A 17,098-nucleotide genomic window follows, 5' to 3' on the forward strand; every position below is an offset into this window, starting at 1 on the left:
AAAAAATAAACAGTTCCCTCAACCCGACGGGGTCAAAAAGAGGAAACCAAAAAGTTGAACACAATCACATGCCAACCAATCCATCTCAATGCAGCCGAAACACCAAACAGCATTCAAATGAGTACGTGTTCCACATACCCAACCGGCACACACCAACCAACAAACCACTAAGTCCGCTGGCAGACAAACCAATCAACACACAACCATGCACACAAAAAATAAAAAGTACATTGGCACACTATTGAGTTCTCAAACATCATCCGCGCACCACAAAAAATTAACCTACCGTTAACCTCTCGTTGGCGGCTCGTACAAACTTACTCAACTCAATGAACCCTGTCAAATCATCGAACCAAGTCCGCACGAAATTCGCAAAGAAGTAACCTCCCGGCTACCTCGCGGCGACTTGGATAAATGTAGTCCACCACAACCACACAACACAAACCCGCAGGACAGAATGCAAAAATGAAAAATGACGCCCTTCCAACGAGTGGAATGGGCGTCATCTATTGCTGCTTAGCTCAACTTAGCGCCAGCGAAGTTCTTCTTGCCTCGGCGCAGAACGAGCCAGCTGCCATGCAGGAGGTCGTCGGTAGACGGCTCCCACTCTGCCGATTCGATGCGCTGGTTATTGACGTAGGCGCCGCCTTCCTTGATGGTGCGGCGAGCAGCACCCTTGGAATCGGCCAAACCGCTGGCCACCAGTAGGTCAACAATGGTGCGCGGTTCGCCGGCGGCAATTTCCGCGACAGTGGTTTCCGAAAGCGCACCGGCAAGGGTCTTTTCATCAAGCTCGGAAAGTTCCGCCTTACCGAATAGTGCTTGAGCAGCAAGCTCGACAGCCTTGGTTGCCTGTTCGCCGTGAACCAGATCGGTCATCTCTTGAGCCAAGCGACGCTGAGCCGCACGCTTATAAGGCTCCTCTTCCACCGCGCGCTCGTATTCCGCAATTTCCTCCTGCGTCAGGAAGGTAAACCAGCGCAGGTAGTCAATGACTACAGAATCACCGGCATTGAGGAAGTACTGGTACCAGGAGTATGCGGAAGTCTTTTCCGGATCGAGCCAAAGCTTTCCGCCGCCAGTAGACTTGCCGAACTTCTGTCCGGAGGCGTCGGTAACCAGCGGCACCGTAAGACCATGTACCTTGGTGCCATCGATACGACGGTTAAGGTCTACGCCAGAGACGATGTTGCCCCACTGATCGCCGCCGCCGATCTGCAATACGCAATCGCGCTCGCGCCGGAGCTGCACAAAGTCATTGGACTGCAAGAGCATGTAGGAAAACTCGGTGTAAGAAATGCCGTCGCCCTCGAGGCGCCGCTTTACGGTATCGCGATCCAGCATCGTGTTTAGGGAGAAGTTCTTACCCACGTCACGCAAAAAGTCGATGACGGACATGTTCATGGTCCAATCGGCGTTGTTGACCATGGTGGCAGCCTGCTCGCCGTCGAAATCGATGAACCGACGCAGCTGCCCCTTGATGGCTTCGAGGTTATGGGCCAGGTCTTCCTCACTCAGCATCGAACGCTCGCCGACGTCGCGCGGATCGCCGATGAAGCCAGTTGCGCCACCCGCCAGTGCGATTGGGTGGTGGCCGGCGTTTTGGAAGCGGCGCAGCATGATGAGTGGAACCAAGTGGCCTGCATGGAGGGAGTCACCCGTGGGGTCGAAGCCGCAGTACAGTGCGATGGGGTTCTCGCATGCCTCGCGCAGGGCCTCAAGATCGGTGGACTGGTTAATCAGTCCACGCCATTGCAGTTCATCGATGATATTCATGGGAGTCTTTCTGAGAGTCGAGGTTAAGCTGGCCATTTCTGGGCGTGGTCTACAAGCATCACTGGGATGTCATCCTCAATGGGATAGGCAATACCCAGCCGCTCGTTGACGAGAACCTGTTTATCTTCCAGATATGTCAAAGGGCCCTTGTCTTGCGGGCAGACAAGGACCTCTAGCAACTTCGGGTCAAGACTCATGCGTCTTATCTTAGCGGGTAGAGGAAGAAGTTGGATCCCCCTACCCCACTTTGGCCTTAGAGCAGGGACGGAACGTTTGCAACCAGGGAGAAGAGATCCTTGGGATCATCGGGGTTGGCGATGATGTCAATCTCGGACTCCAAATCGGTGCCCTTGACGGAATCGCGCAGGTAACGCAGGGCGGAGAAGTCGTTGATGGCGAATCCGACATCGTCGAAGAGGGTGATCTGCTCATCGTCATCGCGGCCGGTGGCCTGGCCAGTGAGCACCTGGTAGAACTCGACAACCGGGAAGTCCTCCGGCTTCTGCTGGATTTCACCTTCGATACGGGTCTGCTCTGGGAACTCTACGAAGACCTTGGACTTGTCCAGGATGGAGCTCTCCAGCTCGGTCTTGCCCGGGCAGTCACCGCCAACGGCATTGAGGTGGACGCCTGGAGCGACGTGGCGCTCAGCCAGAATCTGGTTTTGAGCCTTGTCTGCGGTACAGGTGGTGATGATGTCTGCACCCAAAACCGCCTCGTCGACGCTGGAGCAAGCAGTGATATTAAAGCCCAGTGGCTCCAAGTTGCGCTTGAACTTTTCTACCGCCTCAGGATCGATGTCATAGATGGTGATGTCCTCAATTCCCATAACGCCGCGGAAGCCAAGTGCCTGGAACTCGGACTGGGAGCCGGCTCCAACCATGGCCATGCGCTTGGAATCCTTGCGTGCCAAGTGCTTTGCCACCATGGCGGACGTCGCGGCGGTACGCAGGGCAGTAAGCAGCGTCATCTCGGCTTCGAAGGTGGGGTAACCATTGTCGACGTCGGCAAGCACGCCAAAGGCAGTGACGGTCTGGAAACCGCGAGCCGGGTTGGAGGGGTGACCGTTGACGTACTTGAAGGAGTACTCCTTGCCATTGGAGGTAGGCATGAGCTCGATAACGCCGAACGGGGTGTGGGAGGCAACGCGCGGAATCTTGTCGAAGCGCTCCCACTCGCGGTAGTCGGCCTCGAGGTAGTCCACCATTCCGGTAATGATGTTTTCTACGCCTTCGCGCTGAATCCAGCGCGCCATATTCTCTACATCTACGAACTTAACTGCGTGGTTCATAAAAGTTCCTTTCTATTTCTTTGGGTGAAGGTCTGTTTGCGGTGCGGCCGGGAAGCTGGAGGTTGGCAGGTGCTTGGCCTTCTTCTCTTCCGCGATGGCGCGAATGCGGTCGCGCCATGCGTACCACATTGCCATAAAGACCGGAACGAGGAGCAGGGTCGACGCAAGTGCAAAAGTACCGATTGGATAATCAAAGGCCATCAAGATAATGACTAGGCCAATGAAGATGAGCACTGCCCAGTCTCCGCCTTCGCCAAACGGCGAGCGGTATCCCGGTCGGGTGTAGCTTCCACTCTTAGCCAGGCGCACAAATTTGAGGTGCGAGAGCGCAACTGCTGCCCAGGACGCCAATGTACCCAAGGCTGCCAGGTTTAGCACGATTTCAAACGCCATCTCCGGCACCACATAGTTGAGGAAGACGCCTACCAAGCCCACCATGGCCGCCATGACGATGCCTCCGTAGGGCACGCCAGACTTTGACATGCGAGCGCCAAACTTCGGGCCGGAGCCGGAAGTGGACATGTTGTACATAATGCGGCCGGTGGAATACAGGCCGGCGTTGAGCGAGGAAATCGCAGCGGTGATAACGACAAGCTGGAAAATCGGGGCCGCCGCACCTACACCGAGGGACTCAAAGAAGGTCACAAATGGCGATACGTCAGCGACGTAATTGGTGTACGGCAGCACGAGCGTAAGCAGCAGCACGGAACCGAAGTAGAAAATCAGGATGCGCAGCAGCACGTTGTTGACTGCACGCGGAATGTGCTTTTCTACATTCTTGGTCTCGCCGGAGGTGGTGCCGACAAGCTCAATGCCGGCATAGGCGAAGACGACGCCCTGGATGACGATCACGGCAGGCATCAAGCCATTAGGCAGCCAGCCGCCGGTATCAGAAATGAGGCTAAAGCCGGTCGGGTCGCCACTCGGGTGGCCAAAGATGAGGACGCCGATGGCCACAAACATGAAGATGAGCAGCGCGACGATCTTAATCAAGGAGAACCAGTACTCCAGCTCGCCGAAGATCTTCACCGAGAGCATATTGAACAGGAGGATGCCGCAGATGACCACGAGCGCAAGTGTCCACTGCGGGACGGAGTCGAGCCACGACGTGTACTGACTAAACCACTTTATGTAGATGGCGACGGCTGTGCCATCCGCCACAAGGGTCATGGCCCAGTTTCCCCAGTACAACCAGCCGGTGACGAAAGCGGTCTTCTCGCCATAAAACTCGCGAGCATAAGACACGAATGAGCCGGAGCTGGGGCGATAGACGATGAGCTCGCCAAGTGAACGCAAGATGATGTAGCCAAAGAAGCCACATACGAGGTACAGCACGGCGAGGAAGGGGCCCGCGTCTTGCAGGCGGCTGCCGGTGCCCAGGAGAAGGCCAGTACCGATTGCGGAACCGATGGCGATCATCTGTAACTGGCGATTGCCCATTCCCTTTTGCAGGCCGTGGTCTTCCGAGGCGTAGACCGCCTTTTCATTCTCGTGTGGCCCATCTGGGGACGGCGGAGAATTTACTGTCATAGGAGAGATCGTCCTTTCATTACGGTGAACGAGTCTGTTAGGTCACATTCCCTGCAAGAATACTAACGCACCACACTGTTACCCATGTCACCGGTACCCCCATTGTGTTCAACAACGCAGTTGAAGGGTTGGGAATGGGGGTCAATCTCCCACCCCCGCAGCGAGACAAAAAAGAACCGCATGGCCAAAGACCATGCGGTTTTTAAAGCGCACTGAGAATTAGCGCAGCGGCTTCTGCGCCCACGCGCGAGCAGCCGCGGCACGCTCACGGACAGTCTCGCGCTGCTCAGCCACGCGGACACCAGCGGTGCCGCCCTTGGTGGCACGAGAGGCCACTGCCCCGTCGATAGTGAGTACTTCACGGACGCTAGGCTTCAGCCGCTTGTCGACGTCCGCCAATTCCTCATCGGTGAGCTCCACCAGGTCAACTCCCCGCTCCTCAGCGAGGCGCACGCAGGCGCCGGACGCTTCGTGCGCCTCGCGGAAAGGAACGCCTTGGCGGACCATCCATTCGGCCAAGTCGGTAGCCAGCGTGAACCCGCGCGGGGCAAGTTCGCGCATGCGGTCCTCGTGGAAAGTCAGCGTGGACACCAGCCCCGTCATTGCCGGCAGCAGCAGGTTAAGCTGCGCCACCGAATCAACGATGGGTTCCTTATCTTCCTGCAGGTCGCGGTTATAGGCCAGCGGCTGTGCCTTTAGCGTGGACAGGAGACCGGTGAGGTTACCAATAAGGCGGCCGGTCTTGCCGCGGGTAAGCTCCGGCACGTCCGGATTCTTCTTTTGCGGCATGATGGACGAGCCGGTCGACCATGCATCATCCAGGGTGACGTAGCCGTATTCCGGCGTACACCAGTAGATAATTTCTTCCGAAAGTCGGGACATATCGACGGCAATCTGCGCCAAGACGAATGCCGTCTCGGAGGCGAAGTCACGAGCCGCAGTGCCATCCAAGGAGTTCTCCGCGGCGGTATCAAAGCCGAGTTCCTCTGCAATGGCTTCCGGATCTAGCTGCAAGGAGGAACCGGCTAGAGCGCCAGAACCATAGGGCGATACAGCCAAGCGCTTATCCAGGTCCTGCAGACGCTCAATATCGCGCAGAAGTGGCTGCGCATGGCCCAGTAGCTCATGCGCCAAAAGAACTGGCTGTGCCGCCTGCGAGTGAGTTTTGCCCGGCATAATGGCGTCCGGATGTGCTGCTGCCTGATCAGCCAAGGCATCCACCAAGTCGCTCACCTGAGCCGCGGTATCGCGAATGGCATCGCGCACCCACATGCGAAACAGCGTCGCGACCTGGTCATTACGGGAACGGCCGGCACGCAGGCGACCGCCTACCTCTGGACCCACAATCTCGATGAGCCCGCGCTCCATCGCACCGTGGACGTCCTCGTCCGTGGGCGCTGGGCGGAACTCACCGGAGGCCACTTTCTCCCCTAGCTCGGTGAGACCGGAGAGCATGGTGTCCAAGTCGACGTCGGAAAGCAAGCCAGCTTTGTGCAGCACCTTGGCATGCGCCTTGGAGGCTAGTACGTCATATGGTGCCAGCACCCAGTCAAAGTGAGTAGATACAGAGAGGGCAAACATCGCCTCAGATGGACCACCCGAGAAGCGGCCGCCCCATAGGGCACCCTCATTAGTCTTATGCGGTTCCATGTGCTCCTACTTCTGCGCGCTCGTAGGGAAACCGCCGTCGCGGTCGCGCTGGTTGGAGATCTGGGTGGACAGGCCGTGTAGCTGCACAAAGCCCTTAGCAGCGGTCTGATCGAAGGTATCGCCAGTGTCATAAGTAGCCAAGTCAAAGGAGTACAGCGACTGGCCGGAACGGCGGCCGGTGACTGTGGCGGTACCGGCATGCATGCTCAGGCGAATATCACCGGTGACGTTTTCCTGGGACTCCTCAACGAAGGCATCCAGAGAACGCTTCAGCGGCGAGTGCCAGAGACCATCATAGACCTCCTCGGACCAGCGGGCATCGGTCAAGCGCTTGTAGCGAGCCAACTCGCGCTCCACGGTGACATCCTCCAGCGCCTCGTGGGCCTGGATGAGGACCATAGCGCCTGGAGCCTCATAGACCTCACGGGACTTAATGCCTACCAAGCGGTCCTCCACCATATCCAGACGGCCAATGCCCTGCGCACCAGCGCGGCGGTTGACCTCTTCAATAATCTGCAGCGGGGACATCTTCTGGCCATCGACCGCCGCCGGGATGCCCTTCTCAAAGGAGATGATGATTTCATCCGGGGCATTACCCAGGCCCGGGTCCTCGGTATAGGCGTAGAGATCCTTTGTTGGCGGGTTCCACAGATCCTCAAGAAAACCGGTCTCTACCGCGCGGCCCCACAGGTTCTGATCGATGGAAAATGGCGAGGAAGCGGACTGCTCAATCGGCAGGTTAATCTCTTCCGCGAAGGCAATGGCCTTATCGCGGGTCCAGGCATAATCGCGTGCAGGGGCGATGATTTCGAGGGAAGGATCCTGGGCACGGAAGGAAACCTCGAAGCGTACCTGGTCATTACCCTTGCCGGTGCAGCCGTGGGAGACGTGGGTTCCGCCGAATTCCTGGGCCGCTTTCACCAAGTGCTTGGTAATGAGGGGGCGGGAAATAGCCGATACCAGCGGGTACTGCTTCATGTACATGCCGTTTGCCTTGATGGTGGGAACGCAGTATTCCTCTGCAAACTCATCCTTGGCGTCGATAACGATGGACTCTACGGCACCGCAGTCAAGTGCACGCTGGCGAACCGATTCCATATCTTCGCCGCCCTGGCCCAAGTCCAGGGAAACGGCGACTACGTCACCGCCGGTCATTTTTGCCAGGTATGGGATGGCAACGGAAGTATCAAGGCCACCAGAGTAAGCCAAGACTACGCGTGCGGACATGGTTAATCTCCTTGTTCTATTGGAAACAATTCATCTAAGTACATAATATACGATGGTGGTCTGGATTGCCACCACCGCCGTCTAAATATTCCGCGTGGTAAGTGTCACTGCCAGATCTGCTCCCGTGACGCCCTCGCGCGCCAAGACGAAGATGGTGTCATCGCCGGCGATGCAACCGATGACATCGTGCAGCCCCACCCTGTCAATAAAGCTGGCAAGGTACTGGGCCGCACCGGCTGGGGTGCGCAGCATGGCTATATTGCCGGAAGAATCATGGGAAACCACGAGCTCATCGAGCATGCGGCGCAGCTTTTCACGGGGGCCGCCCACCTGGTCTTCAAATTGCTCCAGCTCACCGCCGACCACGTAGTAGGAACGGCCACCATCGCGCTTTACCTTCTTCGCTCCCAACTCATCCAAGTCACGGGACAAAGTGGCTTGCGTGATGTCGATGCCGTCTGCGAGAAGAAGCTCGGATAGTTGCACCTGGCTGGTGACGCGATTGCGATCCAAAATCTCCAAGATCTTGGCCTGCCGAGCATTGCGGGTGGTCGGGGTGTTCATTACTTAGTTGGTCTCCTTATTTATTTCGAGCAACCAGACAAGAAGCGCTTTCTGTGCATGCAGGCGGTTTTCCGCTTCATCAAAGACGCGCGACTGTGGTCCATCAATTACCTCAGCCGTGACCTCATTTCCACGGTACGCCGGCAAACAATGTAAGAATATTGCATCCTTATGCGCCTTGCTCATTATGGTCGAATCAACCTGATATGGCAGAAACGGCGTACGCCTATCGCGGCCATCGTTTTCCTGCCCCATAGAGATCCAAGTATCTGTGATGACTACATCTGCGCCTGCAACTTCATCTACGTCATCAGTAATGGTGATGTTGCCCCGCTTGCGCGCACGGTCGACGAATTCCTGGCGCGGCTGGAATCCTTCGGGCGCGATAATAGAGACGTCCATGCCGGCCGTGGCAAAACCAATCATGTAGGAGTTAGCCATATTATTATCGCCATCGCCCAGGTAGACGGCCTTTTTGCCTTTGAGGTCACCCAGATTCTCTCGACAGGTCAGCAGGTCAGCCAAAATCTGGCAGGGATGGAGGTCGTCGGAAAGCGCATTGACCAGAGGAACGGTAGCAGTCTCCGCCATCTGGAGGAGGTTGTCATGGTCAAAGGTGCGCCACACGATTGCCTCCACGTACCGCGAAAGCACCGCGGCCGTGTCTTGGTAGGACTCCCCCTTGCCCATCTGAGTCGTAGAAGTATCGACGGTAATGCCCTTGCCGCCCATATTCGCTACTGCGGTTTCAAAGGAAAAGCGGGTACGGGTAGACGTTTTATCAAAGAGCACCGCCACGGTCTTAGGCCCCTCTAGTGGGCGCTCCGCAAAGGGGTCCTTCTTGAGCTTTTCAGCTAGATCCAAAACGGTTGCTTGTTCTTGTGGGCTGAGATCGTCGTCAGCCAGAAAGTGTCGCAGGCTCATGCCAGTTCCTCCATTATCGTCCGAAGTGTTGTCAGTGCTGTGTCTAGTTCATCGTGGGAAATAACCAAGGGTGGGGTGAGGCGGAGTACATTCTCACTGGGCGCGTTGAGGATGAGCCCCTGTGCAAACCCATCGCGCACGACCTGCTTAGCCACCGGTTTTGCTAATACAATGCCGAGCATCAAGCCGCGGCCGCGCACGCGTTCTACAAGCGACAATTTTTCAATCTCTTGCCGCAGATAGTCACCCTTACGGGTAACTTCCGCAAGAAAGTCCGCATCCACGGTGTCAAGTACTATGTTTGCTGCAGCACAGGCCACGGGGTTTCCGCCAAAGGTGGTGCCATGGGAGCCAGGTTTAAACAAATCCTTGGCGCGACCTCGGGCAATGGTCGCACCGATGGGTACTCCGGCGCCCAAACCCTTTGCCATGGTGATGACATCCGGTTGAACGCCTTCTACCTCGTGGGCGAAAAAGGTACCCGTACGGCCCACGCCCGTCTGCACTTCATCCACGATGAGCAAGATGCCGTATTCATCGCACAGCTCGCTTACCTTCTGCATGAATTCCGCAGGGGCCGGAATGACGCCGGTCTCTCCCTGAATGGGCTCAAGGATGATCGCCGCGGTATCGGTGGGATCTTGCTCTACCACCTGACGCAGGTAGTTCGCGTCCCCGAACGGGTAGAATTCGACCCCGCCCGGTAGTGGGTGGAAGGCGCGCTGCTTATCGGGCTGGCCGGTCAGGGCAAGCGCACCCATGGTGCGGCCATGGAAGCCGTGCTCCGCCGCGAGGATTCGGCGCCTGCCAGTCAAGCGGGCAAGCTTAAATGCGGCCTCGTTCGCTTCGGCGCCAGAGTTGCAGAAGAAGACGCGGGCACCGCTATCCCCTACCCGCCTAATCAACTTCTCCCCGGCGTCGAGCACCGGCTGCGTGGCAAAGAGGTTCGAGGTATGCACCAAGGTGCGGGCCTGGTGCGAAACTGCCTGCGCCACCTGCTCATTGCCATAGCCCAAAGAGTTGACAGCAATCCCAGCGAGAAGGTCGATATAGCTCTTCCCCTCCTCATCGGTAAGCGTTGCTCCTTGGCCGGAGACGAGGCCTATCGGTGGCGTGCCGTAGGTATCTACAATCGTCTCCGACCACCGTGTGGTCAAGCTGGGTGGCTTGTTCATGCTGCATCGTCCTTCCTGAAGATGGTCCCTTCGGGGTAGTCGTGTTTGTCATAGTCATCTGGCAGCACCATGGTTCCGACGCCGCCAGGGGTAAATAGTTCTAAAAGCACCGAGTGACCAATCCGGCCATCAATAACGTGGGCGGCCGATACCCCAGCTTTTACCGCCTTAAGGCAGGACTCCATTTTGGGAATCATGCCGGAGTCCAAGTGCGGCAATAGATGGGATAGCCGGCCACATTCAATCTTTGATACCAAGGACTCACGGTTCGGCCAGTCCGTATATAGCCCTTCTACGTTGGTAAGGATGATTAATCGCTCAGCCCCAATCGCGCTGGCCAAGGCGCCAGCCGCACTATCGGCGTTGATGTTATAAATAGCGCCATCCTCTCCCGGTGCAATAGTCGAGACCACAGGGATGCGTCCGGCCTGGATAATATCCATGACGGCTGCAGGGTTGACCTCTACGATGTCGCCGACCATGCCAATATCGGTAGGTTCGCCATCGATCTCCACCAGCCGTTTCGTAGCCCGAAATAGTCCTGCATCTTCTCCCGAAGTCCCCACTGCATAAGGACCATGGGAATTGATGAGGTTGACCAATCCGCGGCCCACCTGCCCAAACAGCACCATGCGCACAACGTCCATGACTTCCGGCGAGGTCACGCGGAATCCGCCCCGAAACTGCCCTTCAATGCCGAGCTTCTGCAGCATAGAGTTGATCTGTGGCCCGCCACCGTGGACCACCACGGGATGGACACCGACGGTGCGCAAAAAGACCATATCCGCCGCAAAGGCCGCCTTGAGCTCCTCATCCACCATGGCATTTCCGCCATATTTCACCACCACTATGGTGTCCCGATAGTGCTGGAGCCACGGCAGTGCATCTGCCAAGACAGTGGCCCGCTCGTGGTCCCTAAGTCCGCTAATCATTCTCATCTCCTCCCTAGGAGCTATACGCCGAATTGATTTCCACGTAGGCATGGGAGAGATCCGTCGTGCGCACGAATGCCGACCCCGCGCCTCCCGTGCCCAGATCCACGCGAACATCAATATCGGCGCCGCTCAGGTCCACCTCGCGTGCCCCCGGCGTGCCCGTTGATGCTAGACAGACCGGCTGGTCATTGAAATAGACGGAGATGTTGTCCGGATCCATTTCTGCATCTGCCATTCCCACAGCGGCGAGGACACGTCCCCAATTAGGATCGGAACCAAACATGGCACACTTAAATAGGTTGTCGCGGCCCAAGGTGCGCGCGGCATTGAGGGCCTGGTTATCCGTAGCCGTGCCCTCTACCGTGATTTTGACGCGCTTAGTCACGCCTTCCGCATCCGCTTGCAATTGGTCCGCAATGTCCGCGCACACCGCGAGCACCGCCGCATCAAGGTCTTCTTGGCTGGGTGTAATCCCCGATGCCCCAGAAGACATGAGGATTACCGTGTCATTGGTGGAGGTAGACCCATCTACGTCGAGGGTGTTAAAAGTCTTGGCTGCGGCCTTGTCTAGGGCGCTGTGGAGTGCGGGAGCACTCGCGGCGGCGTCGGTAGTAAGGCATACCAACATTGTTGCGAGAGAAGGAGCCATCATGCCTACTCCCTTGCCCATGGCCCCCACCGACCAGCCGTCCGTAGTATAGGTGGCTTCTTTGGTCACGGTATCGGTGGTCATAATGGCTGCGGCTGCCGCGTGTGCGTGTTCCGCACTCGTGCCAAGGCCCTTCACTACGTCGGCCGCACCAGCCAACACCTTGTGCATTGGCATGGGCTCACCGATAAGTCCCGTCGAACAGGCGGCAATGTCTCCCTCGGGAAGGCGCAGGGAGTGAGCGACCTCGGCTACCAGCGCAGCGGCGTCCTTGTCGCCCTGCGCACCATTGCACGCATTGGCGTTTCCAGAATTGAAGATGACCGCAGCCAATTGACCATCGCTGATCGCCTTGCGGGAGAGTTTCACCGGCGAGGCCACCACGCGGTTACGGGTAAAGACTGCCGCCGCGTCGAAGCGAGGTCCGTTATTGACCACCAAAGCCATATCGGGCGTGCCGGAGGGCTTAATCCCCGCTGTAGCTGCGCCGGTGCTAAAGCCGGCGGGGCCGGTGATCCCAGCTGTACTCATTGTATTCTCCTAGTGTTATGGGGCTACGGCCGCTTGCGGCAGGCCCGAGGTTTCATCCCAGCCAAGTGCCAGGTTCATGCATTGCAACGCGGCGCCAGCCGTTCCCTTGCACAGGTTGTCTAGCGCTGATGTGACAACGAGCCGTCGGGCGCGTTCGTCCACGTGAGCTTGGATATGGACCATGTTGGTGCCCACGACGTTCTGGGTTTCGGGTTGCTGCCCGGTGGGAAGGACGTGGCAAAAGGGCTCTTGGGCATAAAAGTCGCGGAATGCTGTCTCCACGTCACGCTTGCCGACGCCCCCTTTAAGCCCCGCCGTAGTCGTCGCCAAAATCCCACGGGGCAAGGGCGCGAGAACCGGTGTAAAGCTAACGGAGAGCTTCTCCTTGGCAAAAGGCTGCAGGTTTTGCAGGATCTCTGGGGTGTGTCGGTGCGTCCCGCCAGGCTTATATGCTTTGAGGTTTCCCATGGTCTCCGCGCCAAGCTGCGCTACAGAAGCTTTCTTCCCGGCACCAGAGACTCCGGTGATAGCAATGACCGAAAGGTTCGGCTCAACGAGCTTGTGCGCCACGGCCGGCAGAACCCCAAGCGTGACCGCCGTAGGAAAACATCCCGGTACTGCTATTCGGTGAGCACGCCGCAGCGCTTCTCTATTGCCGGGCACCTCCGGAATTCCATAGGGCCAGCTTCCGGCATAGTCGCCGCCGTAGAAAGCATCCCAGTCGGACTTGCTACGAAGGCGAAAATCGGCGGCACAATCGATCACGGTGGTCTGCTGGCCTAGTTGTTGGGCGATGTCAGCAGAGTACCCGTGCGGTAGGCCGAAAAAGACAACATCATGCCCACGGAGATTTTCAACGGTCGTCTCTTCAATAACGCGACCCGCCAACTGAGGCAAGTGCGGCATGAGCTCACCTACCGTCTTCCCAGCGGTGGAATGCGCTGTGAGTGCACCAATGCGCAGGCGGCCGCAAAGATAGGCCGGGTGAGATAACAGCAGGCGCAGAATCTCGCTTCCTGCGTATCCGGTGGCGCCTGCTATTGCTACTGAAATCGTCATAGGAGCGACTATAGCAATAAATACACTCCCCCGTATGTTATTCACGCAAAGCGGGAAAACTCCCTGGTAATTGCATCGCCAGGAATGAAAAAATGTATGAAAAAAGGGGCGGTGAGCTAAATCTCACCGCCCCTCCGTGGGGAAAGCTATGCGCGCATCACTGCGCCCAAGCGCTGCTTAGCCAGCTCCGCTGCCGCTGTGCGGTGCTCGTTGACTTCCTCATCGGTCAACGTGCGATCCGCTGCACGGAACAGAAGCTGGAAGGCCAAAGACTTCTTGCCCTCCCCCAACTGCTCGCCACGGAAAATGTCGAAGAGCTCAACGGACTCGATGAGTTCGCCCGCCCCCTCTTCCACGGTGGCGCGCACGCGCTCTGCTGGGACGTCTTCATCCACCACGAGCGCGATGTCCTGGTGCAACGCTGGGAAGGAGGACAGTACCGGCGCCGGGAACTTTTCCTCCAATGGCATAGCGGTAACGTCCAGCTCCATAGCGCAAGTACGCGCCGGCAGGTTCAGCGCCTCCAAAACCTGCGGGTGAAGCTCACCGGCATGGCCCAGAACGATGTCAGTGCCAGCCACCTTCACGGCAGCACAACGGCCTGGATGCCAGGGAAGAGCCTGCGCTGCCTCCAACTCGATATCCACACCGGCGGCGCGGGCGACCTGGCGGGCGGATTCGATAGCGTCGGCATAGCTATATGCGCGACCCTCGCCCCACGGTCCCTCATGCTCAATATTGCCGGTGGCCACCGTTGCAACGTGCAGCGGTTGCTCAGGAAGGGTATCCAGAAGTTCGGAAACAACCTGCTCAGAAGGTCGTTGCTCTACGGAAGGCATGGGCGATGCCTCAGCGCGCTTAAACGCCACCTGCTGCAGCCCGTACAGAGCAAGGTCGTTGCGGCCGCGAGCAACATTGCGCCCGATGGCCTCCAGCATGTTCGGGAGCAGAGTCGTGGACAAGATGGCCTTATCTGCCTCAAGCGGATTCTGCACCTCTACGGTGCGGCGGCGAGGATCATCCTTGTCCAAGCCCCACACATCAAAGGTGTCGTTCGCCACGAACGGGGCCGGCAATACCTCTGCATAACCGGCATAGGCCAAGCCGTGACCAATAGCGCGGCGACGCTTCTGCGCTGGGGTGAGACCGCGACCGCCGGCCGGAGTAGGCAGGACGGTAGGAATGTCCTCCAAGCCCTCAAGACGTAGGACTTCCTCAATGAGGTCAACATCCATAGAGATATCGGTGCGCCACGATGCAGGCGTTACCTGCAGCATGTCGCCCTCATCGGCGACAGTGCAGCCGACTTCCTCAAGGCGGGAAATAACGGTCTCACGGGAGTAGTCAACGCCGGAATACTCGCTGGCCTTTGCGGTGCGCAGGGCAATAGGCTCGCGCTTGGCGACGTCCCCGATTAGCGTCCGGCCTTCCTCAATGGTGCCGCCCGCCAGCTGCTGCAAGAGCGCACATGCGGTGTCTAGAGCGACCTCGACAATCGCAGGGTCCACGCCGCGCTCGAAGCGGCGGGAGGACTCGGACGACAACTTATGGCGGCGGGAGGTGCGCGCCACGGTGATCGGATCCCAGATAGCGGATTCGAAGACCACATCAGTGGTCTCCGCGGAGATTTCGGAGGTGGTACCGCCCATGACACCGGCCAGCGACTGGATGCCGTTGTCATCGCAGATGACCACATCTTCTGCAGAAAGCTCACGCTTTACGTGATCCAAGGTCTCAAACTTCTCGCCTTCGTCCGCATTACGGACAACGAGATTTCCTTGGATAACGTTGGCGTCAAATGCATGCATCGGGGCACCCAAAAGCAACATCACATAGTTAGTAATGTCCGTGGGCAGGTTCACGCTGCGCTGGCCGCAGAGCATGAGCTCGCGCTCCAGCCAGAACGGGGTGCGCGCCTGCGGGTCGATGCCAGAGACCTTGCGCAGGCCGAAACGCTGCGCCTTGGTCGCGGGGTCTAGAGTGACGTCGATAAGCGAGCCCTGCGCCTCCGGAACAGCAGAGGTATCAATGCCAGCAACCGACGGCTCCTCGGCAATATCGGCAAATTCCAGATCGAAAGCCGAGGCAATCTCACGACTCAAACCGCGCGCGGACAGGGCGTAGCCGCGATCCGGGGTGATGTTGACGTCAAAGTCGGTATCGTGCAGCCCAATAATCGGGCGAGCGTCCTCGCCCACCTTATCGGCGACGTCATCGCCCAAGACGATGATGCCGTTCGCTTGTGCACCTAGACCGAGCTCAGCGCCGGAGCATAGCATGCCATTGGAGATGTGGTCGTAGGTCTCGCGAGCCGCAATTTTGAAGCCACCTGGCAGTTCCGATCCAGGAAGAGCTACGACGACATAGTCATTCAGGCGGAAGTTGCGGGCACCGCAAATGATTCCCTGCAGCTCGCCCGTACCATTAGCCTGGCCCACGTTGACCTGGCAGTAGCGGATGGGCTTTTTGAACTGCGTAAGTTCCTCGATCTCTACCACCTGGCCGATGACCAGCGGACCGGTGCTCTCCGGAACGGCAGCATAACCTTCGGTTTCAAAACCGACGCGCACGAATCCGGAGTCCATATCGGCAGCGGAAACATTCCAACCAGGATTCTTAGCGCCCAGGATGCGGGTGACCCAGTCTTGGGAAATAAGCATTAGTGTGTCTATCCTTTCTGGGTTTTAAGCCTGCACGCCAAACGGCAGGGTGAAGCGGACATCGCCTTCGACCATGTCGCGCATATCGGTCAAGCCATTGCGGAACTGCAGCGTGCGCTCGAGGCCCATACCGAAGGCAAAGCCCGTGTATTCCTCTGGGTCAACGCCTACGGCGCGCAGCACATTGGGATTCACCATGCCGCAGCCGCCCCACTCGATCCAGCCGGCCCCGCCCTTCTTATTAGGGAACCACACATCAACCTCGGCAGAGGGCTCAGTGAACGGGAAGTAATTCACGCGCATGCGCGTCGTGGTCTCCGGGCCGAACAGCACCTTGGCCAAGTGCTCAAGGGTGCCGCGCAGGTGAGCCATGGTCAGGCCCTTATCCACCGCCAAACCCTCTACCTGGTGGAAAACCGGGGTATGGGTGGCATCCAGTTCATCGGTGCGGAATACGCGACCTGGGCAAGCGATATACAGCGGCACATCGCGCTCCAGCATCGTGCGCACCTGTACCGGAGAGGTGTGCGTGCGTAGCACCTGCTTAGAGCCCTCGCCGGAGACGTGGAACGTATCCTGCAGGGTACGTGCTGGGTGATCGGGCTTAAAGTTCAGGGCGTCGAAGTTAAAGTACTCCGCCTCAACCTCGGGGCCATCCGCGATTTCCCAGCCCATGCCGACGAAAATATCCGCAATGCGTTCCGACAATGCGGTAATCGGGTGAAGGGCACCATTCTGAGTGCGGGTGGTAGGGATCGTGACATCTACGGTCTCTGCTCGCAATTGCTCTTCGCGAGCCTTCTGCTCCAAGACGTCCTTAACCTGGGCAAAGCGCTTTTCCATCTTCCCGCGGGCCATGTTGACAGCCTTGCCAGCGCTCTTGCGCTGATCCTTGGGCAACTGCCCCAAAGACTGGCGCGCCTGCGGAATATAGCCGCCATCTCCTAGGTGCTCGCGGCGGGCTGCAGCAAGCTCATCGAGCGTTTCGGCTGCGTCGAAGGCTGCGATAGCCTTATCGGCCGCGGCCCCGAGAGCCTCTTCGGTCAATTCGATCTGCGGTGTATCGGACACGTACTTCGTACCTTCTTCTCGCGCGAAAACTAACGCGTGCAATCTTACTCTGTCCC

Annotated in this window: 14 protein-coding genes; all 14 read right to left on the bottom strand. The window is 58.1% G+C overall.

Going from position 1 to position 17,098, the window contains the following annotated elements:
- Positions 1–516: 516 nt before the first annotated feature.
- A complete protein-coding gene (gene tyrS, locus QP915_RS00005; RefSeq protein WP_284767340.1) occupies positions 517–1,776 on the bottom strand; it encodes a tyrosine--tRNA ligase in 1,260 nt (419 codons plus the stop codon).
- Between the two features lie 23 nt (positions 1,777–1,799).
- The gene (locus QP915_RS00010; RefSeq protein WP_005323252.1) at positions 1,800–1,973 is read right to left on the bottom strand and encodes a Trm112 family protein; all 174 of its coding nucleotides are present in this window, start codon (positions 1,971–1,973) and stop codon (positions 1,800–1,802) included.
- A gap of 56 nt (positions 1,974–2,029) precedes the next feature.
- Positions 2,030–3,067, bottom strand: coding sequence for an ornithine cyclodeaminase (ocd, locus tag QP915_RS00015; protein WP_005323253.1), 1,038 nt, complete (start codon positions 3,065–3,067; stop codon positions 2,030–2,032).
- Between the two features lie 12 nt (positions 3,068–3,079).
- The gene (locus QP915_RS00020; protein ID WP_284767341.1) at positions 3,080–4,597 is read right to left on the bottom strand and encodes an amino acid permease; all 1,518 of its coding nucleotides are present in this window, start codon (positions 4,595–4,597) and stop codon (positions 3,080–3,082) included.
- Positions 4,598–4,816: 219 nt separating this feature from the next.
- A complete protein-coding gene (argH, locus tag QP915_RS00025; protein ID WP_284767342.1) occupies positions 4,817–6,247 on the bottom strand; it encodes an argininosuccinate lyase in 1,431 nt (476 codons plus the stop codon).
- A 6-nt stretch (positions 6,248–6,253) separates the two neighbouring features.
- Positions 6,254–7,474 carry an argininosuccinate synthase gene (locus QP915_RS00030; RefSeq protein ID WP_284767343.1) on the bottom strand — a complete coding sequence of 407 codons (1,221 nt, stop codon included), beginning with the start codon at positions 7,472–7,474 and terminating at the stop codon, positions 6,254–6,256.
- A gap of 81 nt (positions 7,475–7,555) precedes the next feature.
- Positions 7,556–8,038 (bottom strand): arginine repressor, encoded by a 483-nt coding sequence (locus tag QP915_RS00035; protein ID WP_005323257.1) that lies wholly within the window; start codon positions 8,036–8,038, stop codon positions 7,556–7,558.
- 3 nt (positions 8,039–8,041) lie between these two features.
- Positions 8,042–8,962 (bottom strand): ornithine carbamoyltransferase, encoded by a 921-nt coding sequence (gene argF / locus QP915_RS00040; protein ID WP_284767344.1) that lies wholly within the window; start codon positions 8,960–8,962, stop codon positions 8,042–8,044.
- Positions 8,959–10,137 carry an acetylornithine transaminase gene (locus tag QP915_RS00045; protein ID WP_284767345.1) on the bottom strand — a complete coding sequence of 393 codons (1,179 nt, stop codon included), beginning with the start codon at positions 10,135–10,137 and terminating at the stop codon, positions 8,959–8,961. Before QP915_RS00045 ends, argF begins: the two co-directional genes overlap by 4 nt.
- A complete protein-coding gene (gene argB / locus QP915_RS00050) occupies positions 10,134–11,069 on the bottom strand; it encodes an acetylglutamate kinase (RefSeq protein WP_284767346.1) in 936 nt (311 codons plus the stop codon). The genes QP915_RS00045 and argB overlap by 4 nt, the downstream gene beginning before the upstream one ends.
- Before the next feature lie 13 nt (positions 11,070–11,082).
- Positions 11,083–12,252, bottom strand: coding sequence for a bifunctional glutamate N-acetyltransferase/amino-acid acetyltransferase ArgJ (gene argJ / locus QP915_RS00055; RefSeq protein ID WP_284767347.1), 1,170 nt, complete (start codon positions 12,250–12,252; stop codon positions 11,083–11,085).
- A gap of 15 nt (positions 12,253–12,267) precedes the next feature.
- On the bottom strand, positions 12,268–13,311 hold the full coding sequence (gene argC / locus QP915_RS00060; protein WP_284767348.1) for an N-acetyl-gamma-glutamyl-phosphate reductase: 1,044 nt from the start codon (positions 13,309–13,311) through the stop codon (positions 12,268–12,270).
- A 146-nt stretch (positions 13,312–13,457) separates the two neighbouring features.
- Entirely contained in the window at positions 13,458–15,971 is a 2,514-nt protein-coding gene (pheT, locus tag QP915_RS00065) for a phenylalanine--tRNA ligase subunit beta (RefSeq protein ID WP_284767349.1), read from the bottom strand.
- Between the two features lie 24 nt (positions 15,972–15,995).
- Positions 15,996–17,042: a phenylalanine--tRNA ligase subunit alpha gene (gene pheS, locus QP915_RS00070; protein WP_284767350.1), complete on the bottom strand. Its 1,047-nt coding sequence runs from the start codon at positions 17,040–17,042 to the stop codon at positions 15,996–15,998.
- Positions 17,043–17,098 lie beyond the last annotated feature (56 nt).

It is taken from the genome of Corynebacterium sp. MSK158 (assembly GCF_030229085.1).
Taxonomy (GTDB): Bacteria; Actinomycetota; Actinomycetes; order Mycobacteriales; family Mycobacteriaceae; genus Corynebacterium.